Annotated in this window: 21 protein-coding genes; 12 read left to right on the forward strand and 9 right to left on the reverse strand. The window is 70.0% G+C overall.

Going from position 1 to position 25,966, the window contains the following annotated elements; translation table 11 throughout:
* Positions 1-105: 105 nt before the first annotated feature.
* Positions 106-423, reverse strand: a complete 318-nt coding sequence (locus OWM54_RS11840) for an SWIB/MDM2 domain-containing protein (RefSeq protein ID WP_223747815.1) — start codon at positions 421-423, stop codon at positions 106-108.
* A 397-nt stretch (positions 424-820) separates the two neighbouring features.
* Here OWM54_RS11840 and OWM54_RS11845 point away from each other — a divergent pair, with 397 nt between their 5' ends.
* From OWM54_RS11845 to OWM54_RS11865, 5 genes are all read left to right on the forward strand, one after another.
* On the forward strand, positions 821-1,801 hold the full coding sequence (locus OWM54_RS11845) for an NAD-dependent epimerase/dehydratase family protein (RefSeq protein WP_267701120.1): 981 nt from the start codon (positions 821-823) through the stop codon (positions 1,799-1,801).
* Between the two features lie 91 nt (positions 1,802-1,892).
* Positions 1,893-2,558, forward strand: a complete 666-nt coding sequence (locus OWM54_RS11850) for an HAD family hydrolase (protein WP_046711679.1) — start codon at positions 1,893-1,895, stop codon at positions 2,556-2,558.
* Positions 2,559-2,571: 13 nt separating this feature from the next.
* Complete coding sequence (locus OWM54_RS11855; RefSeq protein WP_223747814.1) at positions 2,572-4,182, forward strand: lactate racemase domain-containing protein; 1,611 nt, start codon at positions 2,572-2,574, stop codon at positions 4,180-4,182.
* 8 nt (positions 4,183-4,190) lie between these two features.
* On the forward strand, positions 4,191-8,606 hold the full coding sequence (locus OWM54_RS11860; RefSeq protein ID WP_267697574.1) for an AMP-binding protein: 4,416 nt from the start codon (positions 4,191-4,193) through the stop codon (positions 8,604-8,606).
* Complete coding sequence (locus tag OWM54_RS11865) at positions 8,603-9,631, forward strand: NAD-dependent epimerase/dehydratase family protein (protein WP_141326231.1); 1,029 nt, start codon at positions 8,603-8,605, stop codon at positions 9,629-9,631. Before OWM54_RS11860 ends, OWM54_RS11865 begins: the two co-directional genes overlap by 4 nt.
* A gap of 481 nt (positions 9,632-10,112) precedes the next feature.
* Here OWM54_RS11865 and OWM54_RS11870 read toward each other — a convergent pair whose 3' ends face one another.
* The 3 genes from OWM54_RS11870 to OWM54_RS11880 all read right to left on the reverse strand — a co-directional run bounded on the left by OWM54_RS11870 (position 10,113) and on the right by OWM54_RS11880 (position 12,903).
* Positions 10,113-11,657 (reverse strand): MFS transporter, encoded by a 1,545-nt coding sequence (locus tag OWM54_RS11870; protein WP_267697575.1) that lies wholly within the window; start codon positions 11,655-11,657, stop codon positions 10,113-10,115.
* 206 nt (positions 11,658-11,863) lie between these two features.
* A complete protein-coding gene (locus OWM54_RS11875; protein WP_267697576.1) occupies positions 11,864-12,019 on the reverse strand; it encodes a hypothetical protein in 156 nt (51 codons plus the stop codon).
* Between the two features lie 2 nt (positions 12,020-12,021).
* Positions 12,022-12,903 carry a GGDEF domain-containing protein gene (locus tag OWM54_RS11880; protein WP_046711675.1) on the reverse strand — a complete coding sequence of 294 codons (882 nt, stop codon included), beginning with the start codon at positions 12,901-12,903 and terminating at the stop codon, positions 12,022-12,024.
* 226 nt (positions 12,904-13,129) lie between these two features.
* Between OWM54_RS11880 and glgC the strand changes: the two genes are divergently transcribed.
* Both glgC and OWM54_RS11890 read left to right on the forward strand, forming a co-directional pair.
* Entirely contained in the window at positions 13,130-14,359 is a 1,230-nt protein-coding gene (glgC, locus tag OWM54_RS11885) for a glucose-1-phosphate adenylyltransferase (protein WP_141326230.1), read from the forward strand.
* A 7-nt stretch (positions 14,360-14,366) separates the two neighbouring features.
* Entirely contained in the window at positions 14,367-14,900 is a 534-nt protein-coding gene (locus OWM54_RS11890) for a GNAT family N-acetyltransferase (RefSeq protein WP_267697577.1), read from the forward strand.
* Here the strand turns inward: OWM54_RS11890 and OWM54_RS11895 are convergent.
* The 4 genes from OWM54_RS11895 to add form a co-directional block, all read right to left on the reverse strand.
* The gene (locus OWM54_RS11895; RefSeq protein WP_223747808.1) at positions 14,893-15,360 is read right to left on the reverse strand and encodes a hypothetical protein; all 468 of its coding nucleotides are present in this window, start codon (positions 15,358-15,360) and stop codon (positions 14,893-14,895) included. The two genes, OWM54_RS11890 and OWM54_RS11895, sit on opposite strands and share 8 nt — an antisense overlap.
* Before the next feature lie 128 nt (positions 15,361-15,488).
* The gene (locus tag OWM54_RS11900; RefSeq protein WP_267697578.1) at positions 15,489-16,913 is read right to left on the reverse strand and encodes an RtcB family protein; all 1,425 of its coding nucleotides are present in this window, start codon (positions 16,911-16,913) and stop codon (positions 15,489-15,491) included.
* A 175-nt stretch (positions 16,914-17,088) separates the two neighbouring features.
* A complete protein-coding gene (locus OWM54_RS11905; protein WP_267697579.1) occupies positions 17,089-17,868 on the reverse strand; it encodes an SDR family NAD(P)-dependent oxidoreductase in 780 nt (259 codons plus the stop codon).
* Between the two features lie 106 nt (positions 17,869-17,974).
* The gene (add, locus tag OWM54_RS11910; RefSeq protein WP_046711669.1) at positions 17,975-19,138 is read right to left on the reverse strand and encodes an adenosine deaminase; all 1,164 of its coding nucleotides are present in this window, start codon (positions 19,136-19,138) and stop codon (positions 17,975-17,977) included.
* A gap of 92 nt (positions 19,139-19,230) precedes the next feature.
* Between add and OWM54_RS11915 the strand changes: the two genes are divergently transcribed.
* Positions 19,231-20,277, forward strand: a complete 1,047-nt coding sequence (locus OWM54_RS11915; protein WP_324289066.1) for a PQQ-binding-like beta-propeller repeat protein — start codon at positions 19,231-19,233, stop codon at positions 20,275-20,277.
* A 214-nt stretch (positions 20,278-20,491) separates the two neighbouring features.
* Here OWM54_RS11915 and OWM54_RS11920 read toward each other — a convergent pair whose 3' ends face one another.
* On the reverse strand, positions 20,492-22,804 hold the full coding sequence (locus OWM54_RS11920) for an ATP-dependent helicase (protein ID WP_267697581.1): 2,313 nt from the start codon (positions 22,802-22,804) through the stop codon (positions 20,492-20,494).
* A gap of 125 nt (positions 22,805-22,929) precedes the next feature.
* Here OWM54_RS11920 and OWM54_RS11925 point away from each other — a divergent pair, with 125 nt between their 5' ends.
* The 4 genes from OWM54_RS11925 to OWM54_RS11940 all read left to right on the forward strand — a co-directional run bounded on the left by OWM54_RS11925 (position 22,930) and on the right by OWM54_RS11940 (position 25,902).
* Positions 22,930-23,415: a PaaI family thioesterase gene (locus tag OWM54_RS11925; RefSeq protein WP_141326223.1), complete on the forward strand. Its 486-nt coding sequence runs from the start codon at positions 22,930-22,932 to the stop codon at positions 23,413-23,415.
* Between the two features lie 123 nt (positions 23,416-23,538).
* Positions 23,539-24,183 (forward strand): RNA polymerase sigma factor, encoded by a 645-nt coding sequence (locus OWM54_RS11930; protein ID WP_267697582.1) that lies wholly within the window; start codon positions 23,539-23,541, stop codon positions 24,181-24,183.
* Complete coding sequence (locus OWM54_RS11935) at positions 24,176-24,724, forward strand: zf-HC2 domain-containing protein (protein ID WP_223747802.1); 549 nt, start codon at positions 24,176-24,178, stop codon at positions 24,722-24,724. Before OWM54_RS11930 ends, OWM54_RS11935 begins: the two co-directional genes overlap by 8 nt.
* 11 nt (positions 24,725-24,735) lie before the next feature.
* On the forward strand, positions 24,736-25,902 hold the full coding sequence (locus tag OWM54_RS11940) for an AraC family transcriptional regulator (protein WP_267697583.1): 1,167 nt from the start codon (positions 24,736-24,738) through the stop codon (positions 25,900-25,902).
* The last annotated feature ends 64 nt before the right edge of the window (positions 25,903-25,966 follow it).

Consider the following 25,966-nt stretch of genomic DNA (forward strand, 5'->3'; position numbering starts at 1 on the left):
CAAGGGCCCGGATTCCCACGAGCCTCGCGCCACAAAAGCAGAGGGCTCACCGGAATCCACCGGAGAGCCCTCGAGATGCAGCCGCCGGGCGGGCCGGCGTCGGGTTCAGCTCAGCTGCTTGTTCACCAGCGAGGTCATCTCGAACATGGTGACGTTCTTCTTGCCGCCGAAGATGGGCTTGAGCTTGTCGTCGGCGTTGATCTGCCGCTTGTTCTTCGCGTCCTGGAGGTTGTTCTTCTTGATGTACGCCCAGAGCTTCTTGACGACCTCGGTGCGCGGCAGCGGCTTGTTGCCGACGATCTCGGCCAGGGCGGCGGAAGGAGTCATCTCCTTCATGAACGACGCGTTCGGCTTACGCTTCGGGGCAGCAGCAGCCTTCTTGGCGGCGGGAGCCTTCTTCGCAGCAGCTTTCTTGGCAGCCATTCGTCTTGAGTCTCCTCCCCTCCGAAGGGGACGTTGTGCGGCCTCGCTTGATTTTAAGCCAGTGCCGGTGGGGCGTAGGTAGCACGCCCAAGCCCGAAAAACAGCCCTCTCCTGCGTTTTTCCCTCGGGAAACGCCCTACGCAACGCGTTTCATGCCCGAGAAACCGGCTCCGCAGCACGTTTTCCCTCGGGGGCGAACCTCACGGACGCGAAAAATGCGCCCGGACGGCCACCGCGCCAGGGTGCATTCTCGCTCGGGAGCGGCCCCCTTCGTCGCCGCCAGGGCCCGACCATCCGGCCTCCGCGCGATTCGTCGTCCCCCGGGCGCTCGAACGGGCCCGGATGGGAAAACCCCTTGCGGACGAGGTGTACTTTTTCGGATGAAACGCCCATGCCCATGCGTGCCCTCATCACCGGAGCTGGTGGCTTCCTCGGAATCTGGCTGACCCGCGCCCTCGCCGCGCGGGGTGACAAGGTGACGTGCCTCCTCAGGCGGGGCTCGGATGCCTCGGGCCTGGAGGGCATCCCCCACACCCGCGTGGAGGGGGACGTGACACAGGGGGCCTCGCTCGGCCCGGCGGTGGAGGGACAGGACGTCGTCTTCCATCTGGCCGGTGTCCGCCGCGGCGCGACCCGCGAGGACTTCATGCGCGTCAACGCCGAGGGCACCCGCCTGTTGTGCGAGGCCATGGTGGCCTCCGGGAGCCGCCCCCGGCTGGTGCTCGTGGGCTCGCTGGCCGCCATGGGCCCCTCCTCCCCCACCCGTCCCCATGTGGAGGAGGACCCCTTCCGGCCCTACGAGTGGTACGGCGAGAGCAAGGCGGAGGCGGAGCGCATCGCCTTCTCCTATGGAGACCGGCTGCCGGTGACGGCGTCCCGGCCGCCGCGCATCCTGGGGCCGTGGGACCGCGAGAACCTGGCCTTCTTCCGGCTGGCGACGAAGGGCATCCGGCTGGAGCTGGCCGGAGGGCCCCGCCCCCTCACCATGGTGGACGTGGAGGACGTGGTCGACGCGCTCATCCTCCAGGCCGAGCACCCGCGCGCGGTGGGCGAGGCCTTCTTCTGCGCGGGTCCCGGCGAACCCCTCTCCCTGGAGTCGGTGCAGGACCTGGGGGCCCGGGCGCTGGGGCTGTCACCCCGCACGGTGCGCGTGAGCCCCTGGCTGCTCACCACCCTCGCGTCGGCGGCGGACGGCGTGTCGCGCGTGACGGGCCGCAAGCTGCCCCTGAGCCGGAAGATGGCGCGGCAGCTGCTCGCCCCGGCCTGGACCTGCTCGGGCGCGAAGGCCGAGCGGCTGCTGGGCTTCCGTCCCCAAAGGGGGGTGGAGGACGCGGTGCGCCGCAGCGCCGAGTGGTACCGCGAGCATGGCTGGCTCTAGCCGTGCTAGCAGGGTCGGGGCTTGCCGCCCCCCGGCCCCCTCGTTTCGTTGACCTACCCCCCCTTGGAGTGTCAGGAAGCTGCGCTGCCACATGCCCTCGAAAGCCGCATTTTTCGATGTCGACGGGACGCTCGTGAAGACGAACGTCGTCCACGTCTACGCGTACTACGCGATGAACCGGGGCTCCGTGCTCGGCATCGCCGGCAGGACGCTGAGCACCGCGATGAGCGTGCCGCTCTTCGGCGTCATGGACGCGCTGGACCGCAAGACGTTCAACGAGTTCTTCTACCGGTACTACGCGGGGTTGAGCGAGGACCGGCTCGTCACCATCGCGGAGGACATGTTCGAGGACGTGCTCAAGCCGGCGCTCTTCGAGCAGACCCAGGACCTCATCGACCAGGCGCGCCGCAGCGGCTGCAAGGTCGTGCTCGTCACCGGGGCGCTGGACTTCACCATGCGTCCGCTCGCCCGGCACCTGGGCGCCGATGACCTGATCGCCAACAAGATGCAGTTCGTGGGCGGCAAGGCCACCGGCAAGGTGATTCCGCCCATCATCGAGGGCGCCAACAAGGCGAACTCCATCCGCGCCTACTGCACCAAGGAGGGCCTGACCCTGGACAAGTGCCACGGCTACTCCGACAGCGCCTCTGACTACGCGATGCTCGCGGTGGTGGGACGTCCCACCGCGGTGAACCCGGACCTGCGGCTGCGCTCCATCGCGCGCGCCTACAACTGGCCCATCCTCGACCTCAAGTAGCCCCCTGCCCGCCATGCGCCCGTTCAAGACGCTCCAGAAGCTGTACGACGAGGAAAGCCAGGTCGTCATCACCGAGAAGGGCAGCCCCCCACGCGCCCTGTTCTACGGTGAGGGTTTCCTCCAGGAAGACCTGCCCGTGGGCACCCGGGTCATCTTCCCCCGTCCGCCCATGGCGGGCGTGCCCAACGTGAAGGCCGCCATCCGCTGGGCCATCAACCACCCGGAGGGCATGGAGCCGCTGCACGCGCTGCTCAAGCCGGGCATGCGCCTGACGTGCGTCATCGACGACATCAGCGTGCCCCTGCCGCCCATGGTGACCCCGGACGTGCGCCAGTCCATCCTGGAGATCGTCCTGGAATTGGCCGCGGACAGCGGCGTGGACGACGTGCACCTGGTCATCGCCAACGCGCTCCACCGCCGCATGACGGAGGGGGAGATGAAGCGGATGGTGGGCGAGAAGATCTTCGACGCCTACTACCCGGACCGCTACTACAACCACGACGCGGAGGACCCGGACGGCATCGTGGCGCTCGAGCGCACGGCGCACGGCGAGGAGGTCTCCGTCAACCGCCGCGTCGCGGAGAGCGACCTCATCGTCTACGTGAACGTGAACTTCGTGCCCATGAACGGCGGGCACAAGTCCATGGGCACCGGCGTGTCCAACTACGCGTCGCTCAGGCACCACCACAACCCGAAGACCATCCGGGCGTCGGACAGCTACATGGAGCCGAAGACCAGCGCGCTCTATCGCAGCAACGAGCGCATCGGGCGCAACATCGACAAGCACCTGAAGGTCTTCCACATCGAGACCACGCTGAACAACCGCATGTTCGGCGCGCCCGTGGACTTCCTGGCCAAGCGCGAGGAGGACTACACCGAGGGCGACCGGCTGAAGTTCCAGGCCATGCGCTACGCGCTGTCCAAGATGCCGCGCGCGGCGGCGCGCAAGGTGCTCAACGCCATCCCCGCGCCCTATGACGTCACGGGTGTGTACGCCGGGGCGACGGAGCCCGCGCACCAGAAGACGCTGGAGACCAGCTGGAAGCAGTACTCGGTGCCGGTGGAGGGGCAGAGCGACATCGTCATCTTCCCCATCCCGTTCATCTCCCCGTACAGCGTCAACTCCATCCTCAACCCGCTGCTCGTGCAGGTGATGGGGCTGGGCTACTTCTTCAACCTCAACCGCGGCGTGCCGCTGGTGAAGAAGGGCGGCGTGCTCATCCTGCTGCACCCGGCCTACGACGAGTTCGACCCCGAGCACCACCCCAGCTACATCGAGTTCTTCCACCGGCTTTTGCCGGAGACGCGCGACTCGATGAAGCTGGAGCACAAGTACGAGAAGGAGTTCGCGGAGAACCCCAGCTACGTGCACCTGTACCGCAAGAACAACGCCTACCACGGCGTGCACCCGTTCTACATGTGGTACTGGGGCGAGAACGGCCGCCAGCACGTGGGCAAGGTCATCGTCGCGGGCGCGGAGAACAACCACGTCCCGGCGCTGCTCGGCTGGGACCGCACCGACACGCTCACCGAGGCCATTGAAGAGGCGCGCGGCTTCATGGGCCGCTCGGCCACCATCAGCCTGCTTCGCATCGCCCCCACGGTGATGGTGGACGTGAAGTGAGGACGGCCATGTCACCGCTTCCCGAGCTGAACGTCTCCCAGGTCTTCACCGGCAAGCGCCTGCTCTTCGCCGGTGCCACGGGCTTCGTGGGCAAGGTGACGCTGTCCATGCTGCTGCACCGCTACGGGCAGGAGCTGGAGCGGGTGTACGTGCTCGTCCGCAAGGGCAGCGCGGCCTCCGCCGAGCGGCGCTTCTTCGACAAGGTGGCGACGAGCGAGCCCTTCCAGCCGCTGCGCGACACCTACGGCGAGGAGGGCGCGCTCGAGTTCCTGCGCAAGAAGTGCGAGGTCATCGACGGCGACATCACCGACCCCTGGGTGGGGATGGAGGAGTCGCGGGTGGCGGAGCTGACGGGCCAGGTGCACGCCTTCGTCAACTGCGCGGGCCTGGTGTCCTTCAACCCGTCGCTGGAGGTCGGCCTCAACGTCAACACCCACGGCGTGAAGTACGCGGTGGAGCTGGCGCTGCGCTGGGGCGTGCCGCTCATCCACATGTCCACCTCCTTCGTGGCGGGCAACCGCAACGGGCTCGTCTTCGAGGACGAGGAGGTGCGCGGCTACTTCCCGAAGAAGGACGAGCTGGACGGGCGCGACTTCAGCCTGGAGCAGGAGCTGAAGGACGCGGAGCGAATCGTCGCGCGGCTGCGCGAGCAGGCCGATGACCGCGCGCTGACGTCCACCTTCCGCAAGAAGGCGCTGGACCGGCTCGCCGAGGAGGGCCGCGACGTCAACGACGAGAAGACGCTGCGCCTGGCCGTGGGCCGCGAGCGCAAGCTGTGGCTGAGCGGCGAGCTGGTGCGCGCGGGCATGGAGCGCGCGGCGCACTGGGGCTGGCCCAACACGTACACGTACACGAAGTCCCTGGGCGAGCAGGTCATCGCCGCCACGCCGGGCCTGCGCTACGCGATTGTCCGGCCCTCCATCGTGGAGAGCGCGCGGCACTTCCCCTTCCCCGGCTGGAACGAGGGCTTCACCACGTCCGCGCCGCTCGCCTTCGCCGGCATCAAGGGCCCGGGCGGCATCCCCGCCGGTGAGAACACCATCCTGGACATCATCCCGGTGGACCAGGTGGCGGGGGCGACGCTCGGCATCACCGCGCACTCCATCCAGGTGGAGGAGCGGCGCGTGTACCAGCTCGCGTCCGGCGACGTGAATCCGTTCTACGCCAGCCGCTCGGTGGAGCTGGTGGGCCTGTACCGTCGGCGCTACTACCGCAACCGCGAGTCGGGCAACGCGGTGCTCAACTCGCTGCGCTCCAGGCTGGAGCCGCAGCCGGTGAGCAAGCTGGAGTTCGAGCTGTTCAGCGCGCCCATGCTGGTGCGCGGCGCGAAGTTCCTGAAGAAGGCCATCGACGAGGTGCGGCCCGCCTGGGGCGCGCCCGCCGTGCAGGCCATGCTGGACAAGGCGAAGGTGTCGCTCGACGGGGTGGTGGACGGCAACGCGAGCCTCATCGCGATGACGGAGCTGTTCCTCCCCTTCCTCTACGAGAACCGCTACGTCTTCCGCTGCGACAACACGCGCTCCGTCTATGAGCGCATGGCGCACGCGGACCGGCTGAAGATTCCCTGGGACCCGGAGCACATCGACTGGCGCGCGTACTTCATGGAGACGCACCTGCCGGGCCTGGAGAAGTGGGTGTTCCCGGGCCTGGAGGAGGAGCGCGAGAAGCGCACCGTCATCCCCGCGCACCGTGACTTGCTGGAGATGTTCGAGGCGACGGTGCACGCGTACCGTCACCGGGTGGCCTTCCGCATGGTGTCGGGCGAGAAGGAGGAGCGCTTCACCTTCGGGGAGGTGCACCGCTACGCGGCGCGCGTGGGCAGCTTCCTGCTCAGCTCGGGCGTGAAGGCGGGAGACCGGGTGCTGCTGGTGTCGGAGAACCGGCCCGAGTGGGGCACGTGCTTCTTCGGCATCCTGCGCGCGGGCGCCACCATGGTGCCGGTGGACCCGGGCCTGAGCGAGGCGGAGGTCATCAACATCGCGAAGCGGGCGGAGGCGAAGGTGTGCCTCATGTCCGAGGACGCGGCGCGAGACTTCCCCGGCCTGTTCGGCGCGCTGGGGGACTCGGTCCTCATCGCGAGCCTCGCGCAGGCGATGACGGGCGACCCGGCGGCCAAGGACGACCGCATCGGCACGGTGCGCAAGTCGGCCTCGGCGGATGACCTGGCGAGCCTCATCTTCACGTCCGGCACGACGGGCACGCCCAAGGGCGTGATGCTCACGCACCGCAACTTCGCCTCGCTGGTGGCGAAGCTCGCGGGCGTGTTCGACGTGGGCGTGGGCGACGGCGTGCTGTCGGTGCTGCCCCTGCACCACACCTTCGAGTTCTCCGCGGGCTTCCTCACCCCGTTCTCGCGCGGCGCGGAAATCACGTACATCGACGAGCTGACGTCGGACCGGCTGGGCGAGGTCTTCGAGACGGGCCGCATCAGCGCGATGATTGGCGTGCCCGCCCTGTGGCAGCTCCTGCACCGCAAGATGACGCAGGAGTTCGCCAGCCGTCCGCCCATCGTCGAGCAGGCCATCAAGGCGATGATGGCCACGCACGGCGAGCTGCGGAACCGGGCGGACATCAACCTGGGCAAGCTCCTGTTCTGGCCGGTGCACCGCAAGTTCGGCGGTCGCATCAAGGTGCTGGTGTCCGGTGGCTCGGCGCTGCCCGAGGAGGTCCACAAGGCCTTCCACGAGCTGGGCTTCAACATCACGGAGGGCTACGGCCTGACGGAGGCGGCGCCGGTGCTCGCGGTGGCGAACCCGGGCAACAAGCGCACGCCGGGCTCGGTGGGCAAGCCGCTCACGGGCGTCGAGGTGAGAATCCTCAACCCGGACAACGACGGCATCGGCGAGGTGCTGGCCAAGGGCCCCAACGTGATGGCGGGCTACTTCGGGGACCGCGAGGCGACGGAGGCCGTCCTCAAGGAGGGCTGGCTGCACACCGGAGACCTGGGCCGGCTGGACGCCGAGGGGCGGCTGTACCTGGTGGGCCGCGCCAAGGACGTCATCATCGACCACAACGGGAAGAACATCTACCCGGACGAGCTCGAGGAGCTGTACCAGGAGCACCCGCACATCAAGGAGCTGTCCGTCGTCGGTCTGCCCGACGAGGCGGGCGGCGAGAAGGTGGCGTGTCTGTGCGTGCCGGACTACGGCGAGCGTCCCCGCGAGGAGGTGCGCCGCGAGCTGGAGGAGCACTTCCGCAAGACGGGCGCGGGCATGCCCTTCTACCGTCGCGCGAAGGTGCTGCGCTTCTGGGACGGCGAGCTGCCGCGCACCTCCACGCGCAAGGTGAAGCGCAAGCTGGTGGTGGAGGAGCTGCAGCGGCTGGAGCGCATGGCGGCCTCGGCCACCAAGGCGCGCGAGAAGGTGTCCGCCGCGACGACGACGACGGGCGGCGTGGCCGACTGGCTCTTCCCGCTCATCGCCGAGGTGAGCCACAAGCCGGTGGCGAGCGTGCGGCCGGAGACGCAGCTGACGGGCGAGCTGGGCTTCGACTCGCTGATGCTCACGGAGCTGTCCAGCGCGCTGGAGGCGGCGGGTGTGCCGCTGCCGGCCATCGATGACCTGACGCAGGTGCAGACGGTGGAGGACCTGCGCAAGCTGGTGGTGGCGTCCGGGAAGCGGCCGTCGGCGGAGACGCGGGCGAAGGACATCTCCAAGCAGAACGCGAAGGCGGAGGAGGTGGAGATTCCGGTGCCGGACGTCGTCGCGGACGTGGGCCGGCAGCTGCTCTCCTTCGGGCAGAAGGTCCTCTACGGCGGCGTGTTCGACGTGAAGGTGACGGGCCGTCCCTTCATCCCGATGAACCGCAACTTCCTGGTCATCGCCAACCACGCCAGCCACCTGGACGCGGGCCTGGTGCGGGTGGTGCTGGAGGAGCAGGGAGACCGGCTGGTGTCGCTGGCCGCGCGCGACTACTTCTTCGACACGCCGCTCAAGCGCGCCTGGTTCGAGAACTTCACCAACCTGGTGCCGATTGAACGCCATGGCTCGCTGCGCGAGTCGCTGCGTCAGGCCGGCGAGGCGCTGCGCCAGGGCTTCAACGTCCTCATCTTCCCGGAGGGCACGCGCTCGCCCACCGGCGAGCTGCAGGAGTTCAAGTCCACGCTGGGCTACCTGGCGCTGACGTACCGGGTGGACGTGCTGCCGCTGTACATCCACGGGGCGTTCGACGCGCTGCCCAAGGGCAGCGTGTTCCCCAAGTCGAAGGACCTGAAGGTGAGCATCGGTCCGGCGCTGGGCCACGAGGCGCTGCGCGCGCGCACGCAGGGCATGGCGCGCTCGGAGAGCTACCGCTACGCCACGCGCATCGCCGAGGACGCGGTGCGGGAGCTGCGCGACGGACGGGTGCTGCACCTGGACGCGCCTCCTTCGGTGGACGTGCAGGTCATGCCCGCGCATGACGCGCCGGGAGGGAAGAACTCGTGAAGCTGCTGGTGACGGGAGGCACGGGGTTTCTCGGCGCGCATCTGGTGCCGAAGCTGGTGGCGGCCGGGCACACGGTGCGCCTCATCGGGCGCTCGCGTCCGACGGGGCCGGCCTACGAGGGCACCGAGTACGTCGCAGGGGACCTGAAGGACCGGGACGCGGTGCGCCGCGCGCTCGACGGCGTGGAGGGCCTGTACCACCTGGCCGGGCTCGTCTCCTTCCAGCCGAAGGACGCGCGCAAGATGTTCGAGCTGCACGTGGACAGCACGCGGGAGCTCCTGCGTGACGTGCGCGAGGCGGGCGTGAAGCGCGTAGTGCTCGCGTCCACCTCCGGCACCACGGCGGTGTCGAAGGAGGAGGCGGTGCTCGACGAGTCCGCCGACTACCCGCTCACGGTGGTGGCGCGCTGGCCGTACTACCTGTCCAAGATTTACGAGGAGAAGCTGTCGCTGGAGTACTGCCGCAAGCACTCGATTCCGCTCGTGGTGCTCAACCCCAGCCTGCTGATGGGGCCGGGGGATGACCGGCTGTCGTCCACGTGGACGGTGGTGAAGTTCCTCAACCGGGAGATTCCGGCGATGCCGGGTGGCGGCATGTCCTTCGTGGACGTGCGCGACGCGGCGGACGCGTTCCTCCAGGCGCTCACGCGGGGTGAGGTGTACGGCCGCCACCTGATGGGCGTGAACATGACGATGACGGAGTTCTTCCACCGTCTCGAGCGCCTCACGGGTGTCGCGGCGCCCCGGCTCAAGCTGCCCAAGCAGGTGAACATCCTGGGTGGCCACCTGCTGGAGCGCTGGGCGAAGGTGCGCGGCACGCCCGCGCCGCTGGACCCGCAGGAAGTGGAGATTGGCGAGCACTACTTCTGGCTGGACGCCGCCAAGGCGGAGGCCGAGCTGGGCTTCCGCGCGCGGGATGCGCAGGAGACGCTCGCGGACACGGTGAAGCACATCTACGCGAAGCTGCCTCCTGGAAGCCTGCCCGGCACCAAGGGTCGCCTCGGCGAGCTGCGCGACGGGACCTGAGCAACACTCGATATGGGCCGGGACACGGGGCCCGTATCGAGACCCGGGGCCGTGCACGGCTCAAGCACCGTCCCCCAGGGTGAGCCGCACCGACGCGCGCGAGTGATGCCGCCCCGAGAGCGCACCTCGTGGGTACGCCCGCCTCGCGCATCCATCCGGGTCCTTGCGCGAGCCTCTCGCACCATCGGGATGAGCGCGCCCCACCTCACGCATCCATCCGGGTCCTTGCGCGAGCAGCTCGCACCATCGGGATGAGCGCGCCCCACCTCGCGCATCCATCCGGGTCCTTGCGCGAGCAGCTCGCGCCATCGAGATGAGCGCGCCCCACCTCGCGCATCCATCCGGGTCCTTGCGCGAGCAGCTCGCGCCATCGAGATGAGCGCGCCCCACCTCGCGCATCCATCCGGGTCCTTGCGCGAGCAGCTCGCGCCATCGAGATGAGACGCGCTCCCCTGGAATGGTCCCGGAGCCCCCTGCCCTCTCAGTGCTGTCCCGCGCGCACGTGCTTGAGCGTCACCGCCGCGAGCACCGCGAGCGACGCGAAGACGACCACACCCAGCCCCGCCGCGATGTTGATGCCTTGCGTGAAGGACTCCCGCGCGGGTGCGAGCACCGCGTCGCGCAGCCCCGCTGGTAGCGCGGAGGTCGACGTCACGGCACCGATGATGCTCTCTCGCACGCTGTCGGCCACGCCGTCCGGAACTCCCGCCGGCACCGCGTCCGCCATGTTCCGCCGGTAGATGGCGGTGGCGAAGCTGCCCAGGATGGCCACGCCCAGCGCCACACCGAGCTCGTTCGCCGTCTCCGACGTGGACGCGGCCGAGCCCGCCTTCTCTGGTGGCACCGAGCCCACCACCAGGTCCGTCCCCAGCACCGCCATGGGCGCAAGCCCCATCGTCACGATGACCGAGCCGATGACCAGCACGACGGGCCCACCCACGCTGTCCACCTGGGACATCACCAGGTAGCCCACGCTGGAGAGCGCCAGTCCCGCCGCCATGACGTAGCCCGGCCGCATGCGGCGCACGACGAAGGGCCCCAGCGACGAGCCCACCATCATCCCCAGCATCTGCGGCACCATCCACATCCCCGCCTCCAGCGGCGTGCGCCCCGCCACCATCTGGAGATAGAGCGGCACCAGCAACCCCATGCCGCCGGTGACGATGGCCACCAGCAGCAGGATGAGCAGCGTGGCGCTGAACGCGCGATTGGCGAACAGCCTCGGGTCCAGCAGCGGGTGCTCCAGCGTCAGCTGCCGCCGCACGAACACCACGCCCATCCCAAGCCCCACCACCAACGCGACGAAGGCCTCCACCTGCCAGCCGTGCCGCGCCAGCTCCTTGATGCCGTAGATGGTCGGCAGGACGGCCGCGAGCGACAGCACCACGCTCGTCAGCTCCAGCCTCCCCGCCGAGGCATCCCGGTACTCGGGCAGCAGCACGGGCGCCGTCAGGAGCAGCACCCCCATCACCGGCACGCCCAACAGCAGCGCCGCGCCCCACCAGAATTGCTCCAGCATCCAGCCCCCGAGCAACGGCGCGATGACCATGCCGATGAGGAAGCAGTTGAGCCATACGGCGATGGCCACCGAGCGCTGGCCCGGCGCCTGGAACATGTTGCTGATGAGCGCCAGCGTGGAGGGCATCAGCGTGGCCCCCGCGATGCCCAGCGCCGCGCGCGCCGCGATGAGCATCTCCGGGCTTCGCGAGTACGCCGCCACCACCGACGCCACGCAGAACCCCGCGGCGCCCACCAAGAGCAGCTTGCGCCGGCCGATGCGGTCCCCCAGCGTGCCCATCGTCACGAGCAGCCCGGAGAGCATGAAGCCGTAGATGTCCATGATCCACAGCTGCTGCGTGCTGCTCGCGCCCAATTGGGAGCTGAGCTGCGGCAGGGCCAGGTACAGCACCGTCACATCCACCGAGATGAGCAGCGTGGGAAGCACGAGCACCGCCAGCCCCGTCCACTCCCGCCGTCCCGCCCGCGCGGGCACCGGGCTCGCCAGGTCCTGCTCTGTCGTCAGCATCGTGGGTCCCCCCGCTCTCGCGGCGAAGCGCTGCCTCGGGATGCCCCAGGTCGGCGCCGAGCCCGCCGACGGCCACGTCGCCCACTCCTGACAACACACCCCTGGCGGCCCGGACACGAGCGCGCCTCTTCCATGTCCTGTCGATTCAGTCGGGACCGCGCCGTCACGGAGGGGGCCTCGGGAGAGGAGGCCGTCCGCTCCGGAGGCTAGCGGCCCACCGTCTGGCGGGCGCGCTCCACCATCCGCCCCGCCCAGGGCTCCGAGCGATGGCTCCACACCCAGGCCGCGCCAAGGAAGCCCAAGCCGAGCAGCACGAGCACCAGCCGCGCGAGCACCGAGGGCCCCGCCTCAGCCTGCGCCATGCTCAGCCCACCACCTTGTTACGGCCGGTCTTCTTCGCCTTGTACAGGTTGGCGTCCGCGACCTTGATGAAGTGCGTGGGCTCCGTCATGTCGCCGGTCATCTCCGCCACGCCGATGGAGATGGTCACCGGAATCTCCTTCTCGTCGTAGACGAACGCCTTCTCCGCGATGAGCTTGCGAATCTTCTCCGCGAACAGGCGCGCCTTGTCCGGCCCGTCCTCGGGGATGACCACGGCGAACTCCTCGCCGCCGTAGCGCGCGAAGCACTGCTCGCGGCGCACCAGCCGCTTGACGGACTGGGCCAGCTCCCGCAGCACGTAGTCCCCGGCCAGGTGCCCGTGGACATCGTTGATCTGCTTGAAGTGGTCGATGTCGAACATCATCAGCGACAACGTGCCCTTGTACCGGCTGGAGCGCCCCATCTCCCGCTCGAGGTACTCGAGGAAGAAGCGCTTGTTGTTCACGCCGGTGAGGCCGTCCGCGATGGTCAGCGTGTAGATGGTCTCGTGGTACTGGGTCTCGATGTTGTCGCCATCGAGGAACTTGAAGATGGAGCCGCCGACCTTGATGAGGTCGCCGCTGCGCAAGGGCTGCGCCTGGAGCACTTCCTGGTCGTTCAGGTAGGTGCCGTTGGTGGAGCCCAGATCCTCCACCAGCATCTTCCCGCCCCGCCCCAGCACGCGGGCGTGCCGGCGGGAGACGTTGTCCAGGTCCACCACGATGTGGTTGTGCTGGTCCCGGCCAATGGTCAGCTCGGAGTCGTCGACAAGGTACTTCTTGCCGAGCTCCGGGCCGTGGATCTGCACGAGGCAGCACTCGGTGCTGCGCTCCGGGCGCAGATCCAGGGAGGAAATCTTGGTGACGCGCGTTTCGTCGCCTGACATCGCCGCCAAGGCTAGCACGACCCCGTTTTCGGAAGCCAAGCAACCCAGGTGGGAACCGTGCTTCCCGGCGTCCTGCCGGAGCCCCGGGGGCGCCGATGTCCCACATCTGGCGAGTCCGGCCCGGTGAAGAGGACGTGGGCGGGCGGTTGGGCACTCAACGAAGGCAGCCGAGCAGGCCTCGGCGCCCTTGTCGCCCGAGGGGGGCGGACTAACGTCCGGCCCACCTATGTCCAAAGTCCTGGCGATGATTCTTGCGGGCGGCGCTGGCACGCGCCTGGAGCCCCTCACCCGTGAGCGGGCCAAGCCCGCCGTCCCCTTCGGGGGGCGCTACCGCATCATCGATTTCGCCCTGTCGAACTTCACCAACTCCGGCGTCTACCGCGTCAAGGTCCTGACCCAGTACAAGAGCGACTCGCTCAACAACCACCTGTCCCGCGCCTGGCGGATGTCGGCCTTCCTGGGCCACTACGTGGAAGCCGTGCCCGCGCAGATGCGGACCGGCGTGGACTGGTACAAGGGCAGCGCGGACGCCATCTACCAGAACCTCAACATCATCACCGACGAGGAGCCCGACTTCATCTTCGTCTTCGGCGCGGACCACGTGTACCGGATGGACACGCGGCAGATGCTCGACTTCCACGTGTCCAAGCGCGCCGCGTGCACGGTGGCCGCCATCCCCGTGCCCATCGAGCAGGGCCGCGAGTTCGGCATCATCGACGTGGGCCCCGACGGGCGCATGCGCCAGTTCCTGGAGAAGCCCAAGGACCCGCCGCCCATGCCGGGCAACCCGAAGATGTGCCTGGCCTCCATGGGCAACTACCTCTTCACCACGGAGGTGCTGGTGCAGGAGGTGGTGCGTGACGCCGCCAACGAGGCGAGCGCGCACGACTTCGGCAAGTCCATCATCAGCGAGCTCTACAAGTACGCGCCGGTGTACGTGTACGACTTCGCCACCAACGAGATTGCCGGGCAGGAGGGCAAGGAGCGCGGCTACTGGCGGGACGTGGGGAACATCGACGTGTACTACCAGTCCAACATGGAGCTGGTGGAGGTGGACCCCATCTTCAACCTCTACAACGACCGCTGGCCCATCCACACGCAGGCCAACAACTACCCGCCGGCCAAGTTCGTGTTCGCGGACCAGGACAACCAGCGGGTCGGCCACGCCACGGACTCGCTCATCGCCGAGGGCTGCATCATCTCCGGCGGCAAGGTGAACCGCTCCGTGCTGTCCCCGAAGGTGCGCGTCAACTCCTACTCGGAGGTGGAGGCGTCCATCCTCTTCGAGAACGTCACCATCGGCCGCAGGAGCCGCATCCGCAAGGCCATCATCGACAAGAACGTGGAGATTCCGCCGGGCACGACGATTGGCTACGACCCGGTGGAGGACAAGCGGCGCTTCCACGTCACGCCGGATGGCGTGGTGGTGATTCCCAAGGGCATGAAGGTGACGTGAGGCGGCCATGGGCGCGTCGGGCGGGCTCCACCTTCGGCCAGCACGGGACTCGGACCGGCGCGCCCTGTGGCGCGTCCACACCGAGGCGGTGGGGACGTTGTGTCAGGGCGTCTATGCGCCCGACGAGCTGAGCACCTGGGTGCGGCTGTTGCGGCCGGAGGGCTATCTGCGCCCGGACCGGCCGCGCACCGTGCTGGTGGCGGAGCGGGACCGGCGGCTGGTGGGCTTCGGCCAGCTGGACTCGCTCAACGGGGAGCTGGAGGCGCTGTATGTGCTTCCGGACCAGGTGGGCCACGGCGTGGGCACCCGCCTGCTCGCCGCGCTGGAGTCGGTGGCCTGGGGCGGAGGAAGTCCCCAGGTGGGCCTGGACGCGAGCCTCAACGCGGAGGACTTCTACCGTCACCGGGGCTACGTGTCGCTGCACGAGGCGCGGCGGCCCCTGACGGCGCGGGTGCAGCTGGCCTGCGTGCGGATGCAGAAGCGCAGGCCCGTGCTCCCGACGCGCCGTGGGGCCACCACGGCAGCGCCCGCGCCTATCTGAAGGCGGCCTTCACCTCGGGCTTGAAGAGCACCACCAGGGCCCAGATGCTGATGGGGAGCGCCAGGCAGCCACAGGTGCCACAGCATGGCACCAGTGACGCGAAGCAGCCGGCCACCGCGAGCCCCCAGTTCTGGAGCTTCTTCATCATCAGCGCGCCGAAGAAGGCGAGCGCGTTGAGGAGGATGACGGGGCCGTACCACATGAGCCGGCCCGCGAAGGAGCTGGTGGAGGTGAGCAGGGCGCGGTTCTGCTCCAAGGCGTCCTGATAGGGCGCGAGCGCCGGGTTGTTGAAGAGCTGCTCCAGGTCGTCCGGATTCACCGGCGACAGCAGGCTCACGATGGCCCACAGCAGGCTCACGCCGGCCAGCACCATGAGCAGGATGGCCGGAACCGACACGGCGTCCTTGGGGTTGGAGCGAGGAAAGCCGTCTCCCGCGGGAGCTCCGTAGGTGTTCTCCATGTCCTTGTCTCTCCCTTGAAGCGTGAAGGGTGGGCCCGGGCCCACGCGCGTGGGGCGCATTCCAGCCAGGGGACGGGGCGTGGACCAAGGAAAATGGCACGCCGTCGTCCCCGGGCTGTCGTTGTAGCTCAGGCCTTGATGGTGAGCAGCGGGGCCAGCCGGGCCACTTCGCGGACGATGCCGGCCTCCACCTGGGAGTCCACCACCGGACGGATGGGCTTGTAGGCGGCGGGGGCCTCCTCCACGCGGCGCTCGGCGCGCAGGGAGATGCAGTCCACGCCGGACAGGCCCAGCGCGGCCTCGCTGTGGTCCGCTCCGCCGCGCGACATGGAGAAGCGCGAGCGGGCGCGGCCCGCCCCGTGCGACGCGGACTCGAGCGAGCGCGCGTCGCCGCACCCCACCATGAGGAAGGACGTGGCGCCCATGGAGCCGGGGATGATGACGGGCTGTCCGTCGCCCGCGGGGCAGGCCCCCTTGCGCGCCAGCCACCCGCCCTCGTACGGGAGCGTGAGGTTGTGGGGCACGTCGTAGACGAGCGGCGCCTCCACGTCCCCGAACAGCTCGCGCAGCGTCTGGCGCAACAGCTCCGCGAGCAGCAGCCGGTTGAGGAAGGCGTAGTTGGCGGCGGTGGCCTCGGCCTCCAGGTAGCCGGCGACGAGCGCCTCGTCGGCGAGCGGGAGGATGCCGCTCTCCGGGAAGGGCGCGCCCTGGGGCCAGGCCTTGCGCGTGCGCTCCCTCCAGGCCACGCCCACGTGCTTGCCCACGTCCCGGCTGCCCGAGTGAATCATGAACGCGAGCTGGCCTTCGCGCACGCCCCACGCCCAGGCCCGCGCGCGGTCCTCGACGGCCTCCACGCGCTGCACCTCGACGAAGTGGTTGCCTCCGCCGATGGTGGCCAGGCCCGCGTCGCGCACCACGCCCTCGCGGGTGAGCGCGTCCGGTGCCCAGGTCGGGTCGCCGTGCAGCGCGCCGCCCAGGTGGATGCGGTCCACCTCCGCGTCGAGCTGCGCCAGGTCCGCGGTGCGAGCGCAGCCCAGCGGCGTGTCCAGCGTCTCCAGCAGCCAGCCGGGGAGGCCGTCACGCAGGAGCGCGGTGGAGGCGCGCGAGGACATGGCGACGTCCCGCGTGCCGAAGAAGTAGTGGCCCTTCATGCGCTCGACGAAGTCGTCCCGGCGGGAGAGGAAGTCCTCCACCGACAGGTCGGCGACGTGCAGGCGCATGCCGCAGTTGATGTCGGTGCCCACGGCGCCGGGGACGACGAGCCCCCGCGTGTGCAGCACCGAGCCGATGGCCACGCCGGAGTCACCCGGGTGGAAGTCGGGGGTGGCGCGCACGCGGAGGACCTCTCCGCCGCCCGGGTGCTTCAGGGCCGCGAGGTGCGCGAGTTGTTGGAAGGCCTTGCCCTCGACGGGCAGGTCCGGGGGGAGGAGCACCTCGGCGGGCGGCGCGTTCGCGTCACCCAGGAGGCGCACGGAGTAGAGGCGACCGTCATAGGTCACCTCGAGCCCCTCGCGGGCAAGCGCCCGCAGGAGCCGATTCAGTTTCGGCTGCATGACCAACTCGGGAATGCCCCGAGGGCTCGCGTACGAGCGCCCCGGGGGGACGTGGCGGAGGAGATGGTGGACCTTGGGTCAGCAGCCGCGGTCGCCGGACGGCCCGAAGGCCATCCTCAGCGCGCAGGGACGCCGTGGGTCCACGAACCTGACAACGTCCTTCGCCCGTGCGCCACTACGTCGCGCCGGACAGGCCCCCATCCACGTTGATGGCCGCGCCGCTGATGTAGCCACCGCGCGGCGACAGCAGGAAGGCCACCACGTCGGCGAACTCGTCCGCGCGGCCCACGCGCCCCAGGGGGATGCCCGCGTTGCGCGCCATCTCCGCCTGGAACGTCTCCACCGGCTTGCCCAGCTCCTGCGCCCGGCGCACCCACTGACCGCTCTCGATGATGCCCACCAGCACCGCGTTGACGCGGATGTTGCGCGGCCCCAGCTCCTTCGACAGCGCCTTGGTGAGCGCCAGACCCGCCGCGCGCGACACCGACGACGGCGTGGACTGCGCGCCCGGCGTCTTCGCCCCAATCGCCAGCACGTTGACGATGGCGCCACCACCCGCCTCGCTCAGCAGTGGCAACACATGGCGCGACGCTCGCACGGCCGCGAACAGCTTGAGCTGGAGGTCCGCTTCCCACTCCGCGTCCGACACCGACGCGAAGGGCCGGGCCGCCGCGGTGCCGGCGTTGTTCACCAGCGCGTCCACCCGGCCCCACCGCGCATGCGCGGCGTCGACGAAGTGCTCCACCTCCCACGCCCTGGACACGTCCGCCTGCACCGCGAGCACGTCCCCGCCCTCGGCCCTGAGCGCCTCGGCCGTGGCCGCCAGCCGCTCCGCGCCCCGGGCACAGAGGGCCACCTTCGCCCCCTCGCGCACGAGCCGCCGGGCCACCGCCGCCCCCAGCCCGTCCGAGCCCCCCGTCACCAGCACCACCTTGCCACCCAGCTCCAGGTCCACGTGCGCCTCCGTCCCGGGCCATGACACCAGGGGCCCGGGAGGGAGCCGCCTGCCTGGCCACCGACGCGCGACCGATGACGCCGCGCGCACGGTGGAGGCTACGCCATCACGCCGGCTGCTTCACCGGAACATGCCGCTTCTTGTCGAAGGCCACCAACGTGTTGGCGATCTCCTCGTTCACCAGCCGCAGCATGTCCTGCTTCTCCCGGAACGGGAGGAAGGCGCTCTTGAAGCCGGAGACGATGATGGTCGCCAGGTCGTCCAGCGACAGCCCCAGCTCCTTGTGCGCCACCCACAGCTCCTTCGTCACCGTGGTGTCGGTGATGAGGCGGTTGTCGGTGTTGATGGTCACCCGCAGGCCGTAGTCGAAGTAGAACTTCAGCGGGTGCGCCTGGAGGCTGGACACCGCGCCCGTCTGCACGTTGGACGTGGGGCAGACCTCCAGCGGAATCCGGTGGTCGTTGACGTAGTTGAGCAGGTCCCCGTCCTCGCGCAGCCGCGTGCCGTGGCCGATGCGGTGCGAGCCCAGGTTGTGGATGGCCTGGGAGATGGACTCGGGGCCGTACGCCTCACCGGCGTGCGCGGTGCAGTTGACGTTGTTCTTGAGGATGAGCTGGAAGGCGTCCTTGTGGTCCTTGGCGGGGAAGCTCGCCTCGGCGCCGGCCAGGTCGAAGCCGATGACGCCCCGGTTCTTGTAGGCCACCGACAGCTCCGCCAGCCGCATGGACGTCTGCGGGTTGATGTGGCGGATGCCGCAGACGATGACGCCGCACTTGATGCCCGTCTCGCGCTTGGCCACGCGCAGGCCCTCGAGCACCGAGTCGATGACCGTGGTCATCTTCAGGCCCTTCTGCAGGTGCAGCGCGGGCGAGTAGCGCACCTCCAGCCAGCGCACGTTCTCCGCCGCCGCGTCCACCGCCAGCTCGTACGCCGCGCGGTAGAGCGCGTCCGCCGTCTGGAGCACCGAGAGCGTCACGTCGAACGCGACCAGGTACTCCTCCAGGCTCTTGCACACCTCACCCATGTGGATGGCGCGCGCCAGGCCGTCCTCGGTGTCCGCGGGCAGCTTCACCTTCTGCTGCTCGGCCAGCTCGAGGATGGTCTTCACCCGCATGGAGCCATCCAGGTGGCAATGCAGGTCCGTCTTGGGGAGCGCGTGCAGCAGCTCCTCCGTCACCGCCAGCGTGGGGGGCGGGACGAAGTCCGTCCGCCGGGCTCCAGAAGGGATGCCGGTGGCGCTGGGAATCTCGTCGTCACGAATCGTAGGCATGGTCGAATTTCCTTCCTTACGCCATCCTCCAAACCATGTCGCCCCGCGCGTGTCCATGCAGGCACACCCTCCTCGCCCTGGCCCTGACATTGGTGTCGGCCGCGGGGTGTCGAGAACCCGCGCAGACGGCTTTCCGGTACTCCACGGATGCATCCTCCCGCGCGGGCCTGACGCCGCTGTCCGACGGGGTCCTCACCGGCAACGAGGCCGGCGCCGTGGTGCGCCTGGACCGGACGGGCACCCTGCAATGGCGGGTGGCCCTGGGCCGCGAGGTGGCCACGCGCCCCGTCGTCGCGGGTGACAGCGTCATCGCCGGGACGGTCGCCGGAGACCTGGTGTCCCTCTCCCTGGCGGACGGCTCGGAGCGCTGGCGGCTCACCGGTGAGCCCCCCGTCCTGACGCCCCTCGTCGTGGCTCCGGACGGGCAGTCCCTCTTCGTGGTGGCCCCGGATGGCGCGGTGCGTTCGCTGGCGGTGGACACCGGGAAGGTCCGCTGGAGGACCCCCGCGCCCAAGTCCGCCGAGCCTCCACCAGAGTCGAGCCGGGGCCTCCCCGCGCCAGTGCTGGCCGACGGACGGCTCGTCGTCGCGCTCGTCGGCGCGGGCCTCGTGGCCCTGTCCGTGGCGGACGGCGCCACGCTCTGGCGGCAGGCCACGGAGGACGTGCTCGGCCTGGAGGCGGAGGGTGACGTCCTGTTCCTCGGCACGAAGGCGTCCCAGGTCCGGGCCCTCCGCGCGAAGGACGGCGGGATGCTCTGGGAGAAGACCGTGGCGGACTCGCTCACGGGCCCGCCGTCCCTGGCGCTGGGCATGTTGTGGGTGGGGGCTCGGACGCAGGACGCGCCGGTGCTGGTGGGACTGTCTCCGTCGGACGGGAAGGAGCTGGCGCGCATGGGGCTGCCCGACCCGCTCACCACGCGCGTGGCCGAGGCCATCGGGGAGCTGCTCCTGGTGCCCACGCAGGGACGGCAGGGGCGACTGGTGGCGCTCAAGCGTCCGACGTGGGAGCGCGCGTTCTCCCTGCGCACCGACACGGCGCTGCGCTCGCCGCCGGTGGTCCAGGGGGACCAGGTGTTCGTGCTCGGACAGGACGGGCGGGTGCTGTCCTGGAAGCTGCGCCCGCTCGAGAACAGTCCCTGAGGCGAACCCTGTCTGTCAGACGCCTTCGTGCCAGCGCGTCCCTGCCGGAATCCGCGCCCGTCCGACGAGGCCTTACACGCTCAGGACTCTGCTGGTTCGAATCCAGCCCCCTCCATTCACGTGGAGGGGTAGCCAAATGGTAAAGGCACCAGATTAAAAACCTGGCAGTCGACCCTCATGGCTTCCTCACTCGGGCGCGGACTGCCCCACCCCGCTACCCTGGCATCAGGAAGCGGGCGATGACGCGCTTGAGGCCCACGGCGCCGCCGAACTCCACCGTCACCTTCGCGTTGGGCCCCGTGCCGTCCGCGGCGACGATGCGGCCCACGCCGAACTGCTCGTGCCGCACGCGCATGCCGCGCACGTCGCCGCTCACCCCGTCCATGTCCGACGTCTGCGAATAGGAGCGGTCGATGCGCGGGCCGTCGTCCTCGTCCCAGGTCCGCTTGCGCGGCGCCGCCATGGGAGCGGGCCGGGGCGGCTCCGGGATGTCCTGCTCGCTGATGCCGAACAGCTTGGGAGGCACGTCGCGCAGGAAGCGGCTGGGCGGGTTGTAGCGCAGCTCACCGAACAGCGAGCGGCACTGCGCCAGGCTCACGAAGAGCCGCTGGCGCGCGCGAGTGAAGCCCACGTAGCAGAGCCGCCGCTCCTCGGCCATCTCCTCGCCGTTGTCCGGGTCCTCGCCCTTGAGCGCGCGCGAGTGCGGGAAGACGCCGTCCTCCAGGCCCGTGAGGAACACCGCGTCGAACTCCAGGCCCTTCGCCGCGTGCAGCGTCATCAGCGCCACCCGACCCTCGCCCACCTCCGCGTCCGCGTCGCCCACCAGCGAAATCTGCTCGAGGAACGCCTGCAGCGGGGGCGTGTCCGCCGACAGGGGCGCCGCGTCCACCTCCGGAGGCACCTCGACCTGAGGCCCGGACGCCGCGGCCACCGCCGCCGCCGCGCGGTTCAGGTCGAACTCCTGCGCGGCGCCCAGGAACTCGCGGAGGTTCTCCGCCCGCGTCGTCGACTCGTCGCTGCCCTCGGCGACCAGCGTCTCCACCAGCTTCGTCTCGCGCAGCATCTCGTCCACCGCGCTCGCCGCGTCCGTCGTCCCCTGCGCGTAGCGGTGCAGGGACTCCAACAGCCCGTGGAAGGTGCGCAGCCGCTTCACCGCGGTGGTGTTGAGCGCGGGGATGAGCCCGGGCTCGGCGAGCACCTCGTAGAGGCTCTGGTTGCGGGTGTTCGCGTGGTCCACCACCCGCTCCACCGTGGTGTCGCCGATGCCGCGCGCCGGCGTGTTGATGATGCGCAAGAGGTCCGCGTCCGAGCGTGGGTTCACCATCAACCGCAGGTACGCGGAGGCGTCCCGCACCTCGGCCCGGTCATAGAAGCTGCGCCCGCTCACCAGCGTGTACGGCACGCGCGCCAGCCGCAGCGCCTCCTCCAGCACGCGGCTCTGCGCGTTGACGCGGTAGAACACCGCCATGCTGGAGAACTTGATGAAGCCCTCCCGCTGGAGCGCCAGAATCTGCCGCGCGACCTCCTGCGCCTCCATCCGCTCGTCGCGGTTGAGCATCAGCTGGAGCGTCTGGCCCGCGGGCCGGTCCGACCACAGCTTCTTCTCCATCCGGCGCGTGTTCTTCCGGATGACCTCGTAGGCCGCGTCCAGGATGTTGCGGTCCGAGCGGTAGTTCTGCTCGAGCTTCACCACCTTGGCGCCGGGGTACTCGCGCGGGAAGTTGAGGATGTTGTCCACGTCCGCGCCGCGCCAGCGGTAGATGGACTGGTCGTCGTCACCCACGACGACCAGGTTCGCCGAGGGCGGCGGCGCCAGCTGCTTGAGCAGCGCGTACTGCACGGGGTTGGTGTCCTGGAACTCGTCCACCAGCACGTGGTGGAAGCGCCGGCGGTAGTTCTCCAGCACCTCCGGTCGCTTGCGGAAGAGCGTCACCAGCAGGAGCAGCAGGTCCCCGAAGTCCACCGCGTTGGCCGCGCGCAGGCGCTCCTGGTACGCGTGGTAGACGCGCTGGACGAGCAGCCCGCGCTCGTCCCCGGGCTCCACCTCCATGTCCTCGGGCAGCCGGGCCTGGTTCTTCTCCTGGTCGATGCGGCTCAGGATTTCGCGCGGCTGCATGGACTGCTCCAGCCCCGCCTCGCGCATGGCGCGCTTGACCACGTTGAGCTGGTCGCCGTCGTCGTAGATGACGAACGAGCGGGTGAGCCCCACGTGCTCCGCCTCCCGGCGCAGAATCATCGCGGCCGAGGAGTGGAAGGTGCTCACCACCAGGTCGTTCGCCTGACGCCCCAACAGTTGCACCAGGCGCTCGCGCATCTCGCGCGCCGCCTTGTTGGTGAAGGTGACGGCGAGGATGCGCCAGGGGAACACCTCGTGGACCTTCACCAGGTACGCCACCCGGCGGGTGATGACGCGCGTCTTGCCGCTGCCCGCGCCCGACAGGACGAGGAGCGGGCCGCCGTGGTGCAGCACGGCCTCGCGCTGGGGGTCATTCAGGTCTTCGAGGAGGGCGGATTCGTGGACGTTCACGGGCGACTCGGGGGGAGCCCCTGCTTCTAACGTCTTTCACCGTCCGGTGGGCGTCCTTCCGCACCCCCTGGCACGCCCGGCCGGTCCCTCGGGCGCCGAGGCTCGGGTATATAGGGCCAGACATCATGTCCGACGCCCCCTCCGTCCCCCCGGCGAAGCCCTCCCAGGCCGCGCTGGACCGCTACGCCGAGCTGTTCAACCAGAGCCTCACCCTGCGCCACTTCGGCGCCCAGGTCGCCTTCCCGGAGGGTCGCAAGGTGGTGGTCACCATCCCCGAGCTCAAGCCCGAACACCGCGGCGGCGTGGGCAGCGCCGCGGCCGTCAACGGCGGCATCCTCGCCGCCCTCTTCGACTACGCCATCGGCACCAGCGGCGCGCTGGTGGACCCGTCCCGGAGATGCGCCACCGTGCAGCTCTCCATGAGCTTCCAGCGCCCCGTCACCGGCGACCACCTGCGCGTGGAGGCCGAAATCGACAGCCAGGGCCTCACCCTGCTGTTCGCCACCGCCCGCGTCTACGACAGCGAGAACCGCGTCTGCGGCCAGTGCCAGGGCGTCGTCCGCCTCTCCAACCTCCCCTGGCCCTCGGGGGAAAGCCCCGCCGCGAACTGACCTTTGGCCACCCCTCCGCACATCCTGCTGGCGCCCGGCGATATGTCCGCCACGGACGTACGTTCCCCGGAGACCGGGGAGCGGCCAGAGCCCCCAGACGCAGCAGAGCGACGGGAAGACGGCATGAGTGCAGCCGTGCAGGGCCTGCGGATGACGACGGTTCGACTAGCGAGGGAAACCGAGGAGCCGATGGAGGCGGCGCGCGGGGCGGACGAGGAGGTCCTGGCGCGCAAGGCGCTCGCCGGCGACCGGTCTGCCTGGGACGCGTTGGTTGCGCGCCACCACCGCCGCGTCGTGGTATCGCTCCTGGCCCGGGGCGTCCGGGTGGACCGGGCCCACGAGCTCGCCCAGGAGACGTGGGCGAGGCTCATCCAACAACAGCAGCGTGGGCTGCTGACGGAGCTGCGCCTGCCCAACCTCGCCCTCACCCAGGCGGCCTTCCTGGCCGCGGACGATGCCCGCCGGGCCCGGCGAGAGTCCATCTCCGGGGCGGTGGAGGAACTGCCCGAGCGTCAGCATCCGGTGGACCCGGCCGTGTCCGCCGAGCGTCGCCTGCTGTCCGAGGAACAACTGTCCCGCGCCCATGCCGCGCTCGCCCAGGTGTCGCCGAGCGCGCGGAGCGTCTTCCTCCTGGCCTGTGACGGCCAGGAGCTACCCCATGCCGAAGTCGCCGCGAAAGTCGGACTCTCCGTCCAGCGCGTGCGGCAGATCCTGTGCGAGGTGCGCAAGAAGCTGCGCTCCGCGCTCGAGGAGGAGACCCATGCTTAAGCCCCACCTGACCCGCGACTCCGCGGAGCAGTACATCCTGGGCGCGCTCGCCCCGGAGAAGGCGGCGGCGTTGGAGGCCCACACGCTGGAGTGTGAGCCTTGCGCCCTGCTGCTGCAGGAAGAGGCGCTCCTGTCCGAACAGCTCAACGAGGTCGCCCAGGACTGGAGCGTCCGCGAGGAGCGCGTGGCGCGTCCCGCGCGCTGGCACGCGCGCCGCGCGGCCGCGGGCGTCGCCATCGCGGCCCTGGCGGCCTCGCTGGCCCTGGTGCTGCTGCCCGGGGGCAAGGCCACGCAGTCGCGGGAGCTGGAACCCGGGGAGGCGCTGCCGCCCACACTGGCGCTCGGACTGGAGGAGGACCTTCCGGCGACGAACGTGGTGGCCTGCCCGGACCTGGCCACGCAGGCGTTCTGCACGCGCAAGGCGGCGGAGCGGGGCCTGCTGGTCATGACCCCCTCGGGCATCGCCGAGGTCCCCCGCTATGAGGCCCGGACGGGTCTCCCCGAGGGCGCGCTGAGCGCGCGCCAGCCCGTGTCGCTGTGAGGACGCCCGCCATGGACTTCCGGAAGAATCTCGCCGCCCTGCTGCTCGCCCTGGCCGCGCCCGCGGCCCTGGCCGAGCCGTCGGGCAGCACGCCGAAGCTGCCGGTGGGCTGGTACGTCACCGAGAGCGCCCCCAAGCGCTACGAGGCGGGCGTGGACACCAGCGCCCCGTGCGAGGGCAGCCGCAGCGCGTACCTGCGCTCGCTGAGCCACGACGAGGCGGGCTACGGCACCTTCATGCAGGCCTTCGGCGCGCAGGACTTCCGCGGCAAGCGGCTGCGCTTCTCCGCCGCCACACGCGTGAAGGACGTGGATGGCTGGGCGGGGCTGTGGATGCGCGTGGAGGGGCCGGACCCCAAGCAGCCGCTCGCCTTCGACAACATGCAGTCGCGCGCGCTCGTGGGCACCCGCGGCTGCAAGCGCCACGAGGTGGTGCTGGACGTGCCCAAGGAGGCCACCACCATCATGGCGGGCCTCATCATGAGCGGCACGGGCCAGGCGTGGCTGGACGGCGTGCGCTTCGAGGTGGTGGACGAGTCGGTCGCCGTGACGGACCTGCTCGCCTCGCGCCAGCTGGTGGCCTCCACCGGCCCCGCCGGCCTGGACGAGCCCACGCCGGTCGCGAAGAACGACCAACTGCCCGTGGGCCGCGTGGGTGACATCTGGTTCAACAATGGCCGCATCGCGGCGGCCAAGCCGTACACGCGGCGCCAGGACGGCGTCTGGGTCAGCATCCTCTCCGAGGAGATCTACGAGCACGGCATCGCCGTGACGGGCACCTTCGGCCAGCGGCAGGTGGACCTCCGCGTGAAGGCCGGCACGTCGCTCACGCACATCGAGGGCAGTTGGGGCGAGGAGCCCGTCAGCATCCAGCTCAGCCCGGACGCGCTCACCATGAAGTGGGGACGGCTGGCGCGGCAGCTGACGCGGGACAAGGACGCGCCGGTGGACAGCACCTGCAACCGCTATGTGACGACCGAGGGTCCGCGCGTCCTGGACCTCGTCGACGTGTGCGGCGCCGCGCTGAGCACCCGCCCGCCCACCGCGCAGCTCGTGCTGAGCTTCCTCGACAACGGCTTCCGCCGCGTCGTCCCCCCGCGCAACTTCCCCATCCCGCAGCCGCCCGTCCGCAGCCGCGAGGCGCTCAACACACCGAGCGTCACCGCTCCGCCGCAGTAGTCGTGACGGTGGGCCCTTGGAGTCCCGAGGCCGCTCGCGCGGCCCCTGGGACGGCCGGGGCCTT

This window comes from Myxococcus sp. MISCRS1 (assembly GCF_026626605.1).
Lineage (GTDB): Bacteria > Myxococcota > Myxococcia > Myxococcales > Myxococcaceae > Myxococcus > Myxococcus fulvus.

Coding starts and splice junctions, on each gene's coding strand:
- OWM54_RS11840 (WP_223747815.1), bottom strand. CDS start 423: ATGGCTGCCAAGAAAGCTGCTGCGAAGAAGGCTCCCGCCGCCAAGAAG.
- OWM54_RS11845 (WP_267701120.1), top strand. CDS start 821: ATGCGTGCCCTCATCACCGGAGCTGGTGGCTTCCTCGGAATCTGGCTG.
- OWM54_RS11850 (WP_046711679.1), top strand. CDS start 1,893: ATGCCCTCGAAAGCCGCATTTTTCGATGTCGACGGGACGCTCGTGAAG.
- OWM54_RS11855 (WP_223747814.1), top strand. CDS start 2,572: ATGCGCCCGTTCAAGACGCTCCAGAAGCTGTACGACGAGGAAAGCCAG.
- OWM54_RS11860 (WP_267697574.1), top strand. CDS start 4,191: ATGTCACCGCTTCCCGAGCTGAACGTCTCCCAGGTCTTCACCGGCAAG.
- OWM54_RS11870 (WP_267697575.1), bottom strand. CDS start 11,657: ATGCTGACGACAGAGCAGGACCTGGCGAGCCCGGTGCCCGCGCGGGCG.
- OWM54_RS11875 (WP_267697576.1), bottom strand. CDS start 12,019: ATGGCGCAGGCTGAGGCGGGGCCCTCGGTGCTCGCGCGGCTGGTGCTC.
- OWM54_RS11880 (WP_046711675.1), bottom strand. CDS start 12,903: ATGTCAGGCGACGAAACGCGCGTCACCAAGATTTCCTCCCTGGATCTG.
- glgC (WP_141326230.1), top strand. CDS start 13,130: ATGTCCAAAGTCCTGGCGATGATTCTTGCGGGCGGCGCTGGCACGCGC.
- OWM54_RS11890 (WP_267697577.1), top strand. CDS start 14,367: ATGGGCGCGTCGGGCGGGCTCCACCTTCGGCCAGCACGGGACTCGGAC.
- OWM54_RS11895 (WP_223747808.1), bottom strand. CDS start 15,360: ATGGAGAACACCTACGGAGCTCCCGCGGGAGACGGCTTTCCTCGCTCC.
- OWM54_RS11900 (WP_267697578.1), bottom strand. CDS start 16,913: ATGCAGCCGAAACTGAATCGGCTCCTGCGGGCGCTTGCCCGCGAGGGG.
- add (WP_046711669.1), bottom strand. CDS start 19,138: ATGCCTACGATTCGTGACGACGAGATTCCCAGCGCCACCGGCATCCCT.
- OWM54_RS11925 (WP_141326223.1), top strand. CDS start 22,930: ATGTCCGACGCCCCCTCCGTCCCCCCGGCGAAGCCCTCCCAGGCCGCG.
- OWM54_RS11930 (WP_267697582.1), top strand. CDS start 23,539: ATGAGTGCAGCCGTGCAGGGCCTGCGGATGACGACGGTTCGACTAGCG.
- OWM54_RS11935 (WP_223747802.1), top strand. CDS start 24,176: ATGCTTAAGCCCCACCTGACCCGCGACTCCGCGGAGCAGTACATCCTG.
- OWM54_RS11940 (WP_267697583.1), top strand. CDS start 24,736: ATGGACTTCCGGAAGAATCTCGCCGCCCTGCTGCTCGCCCTGGCCGCG.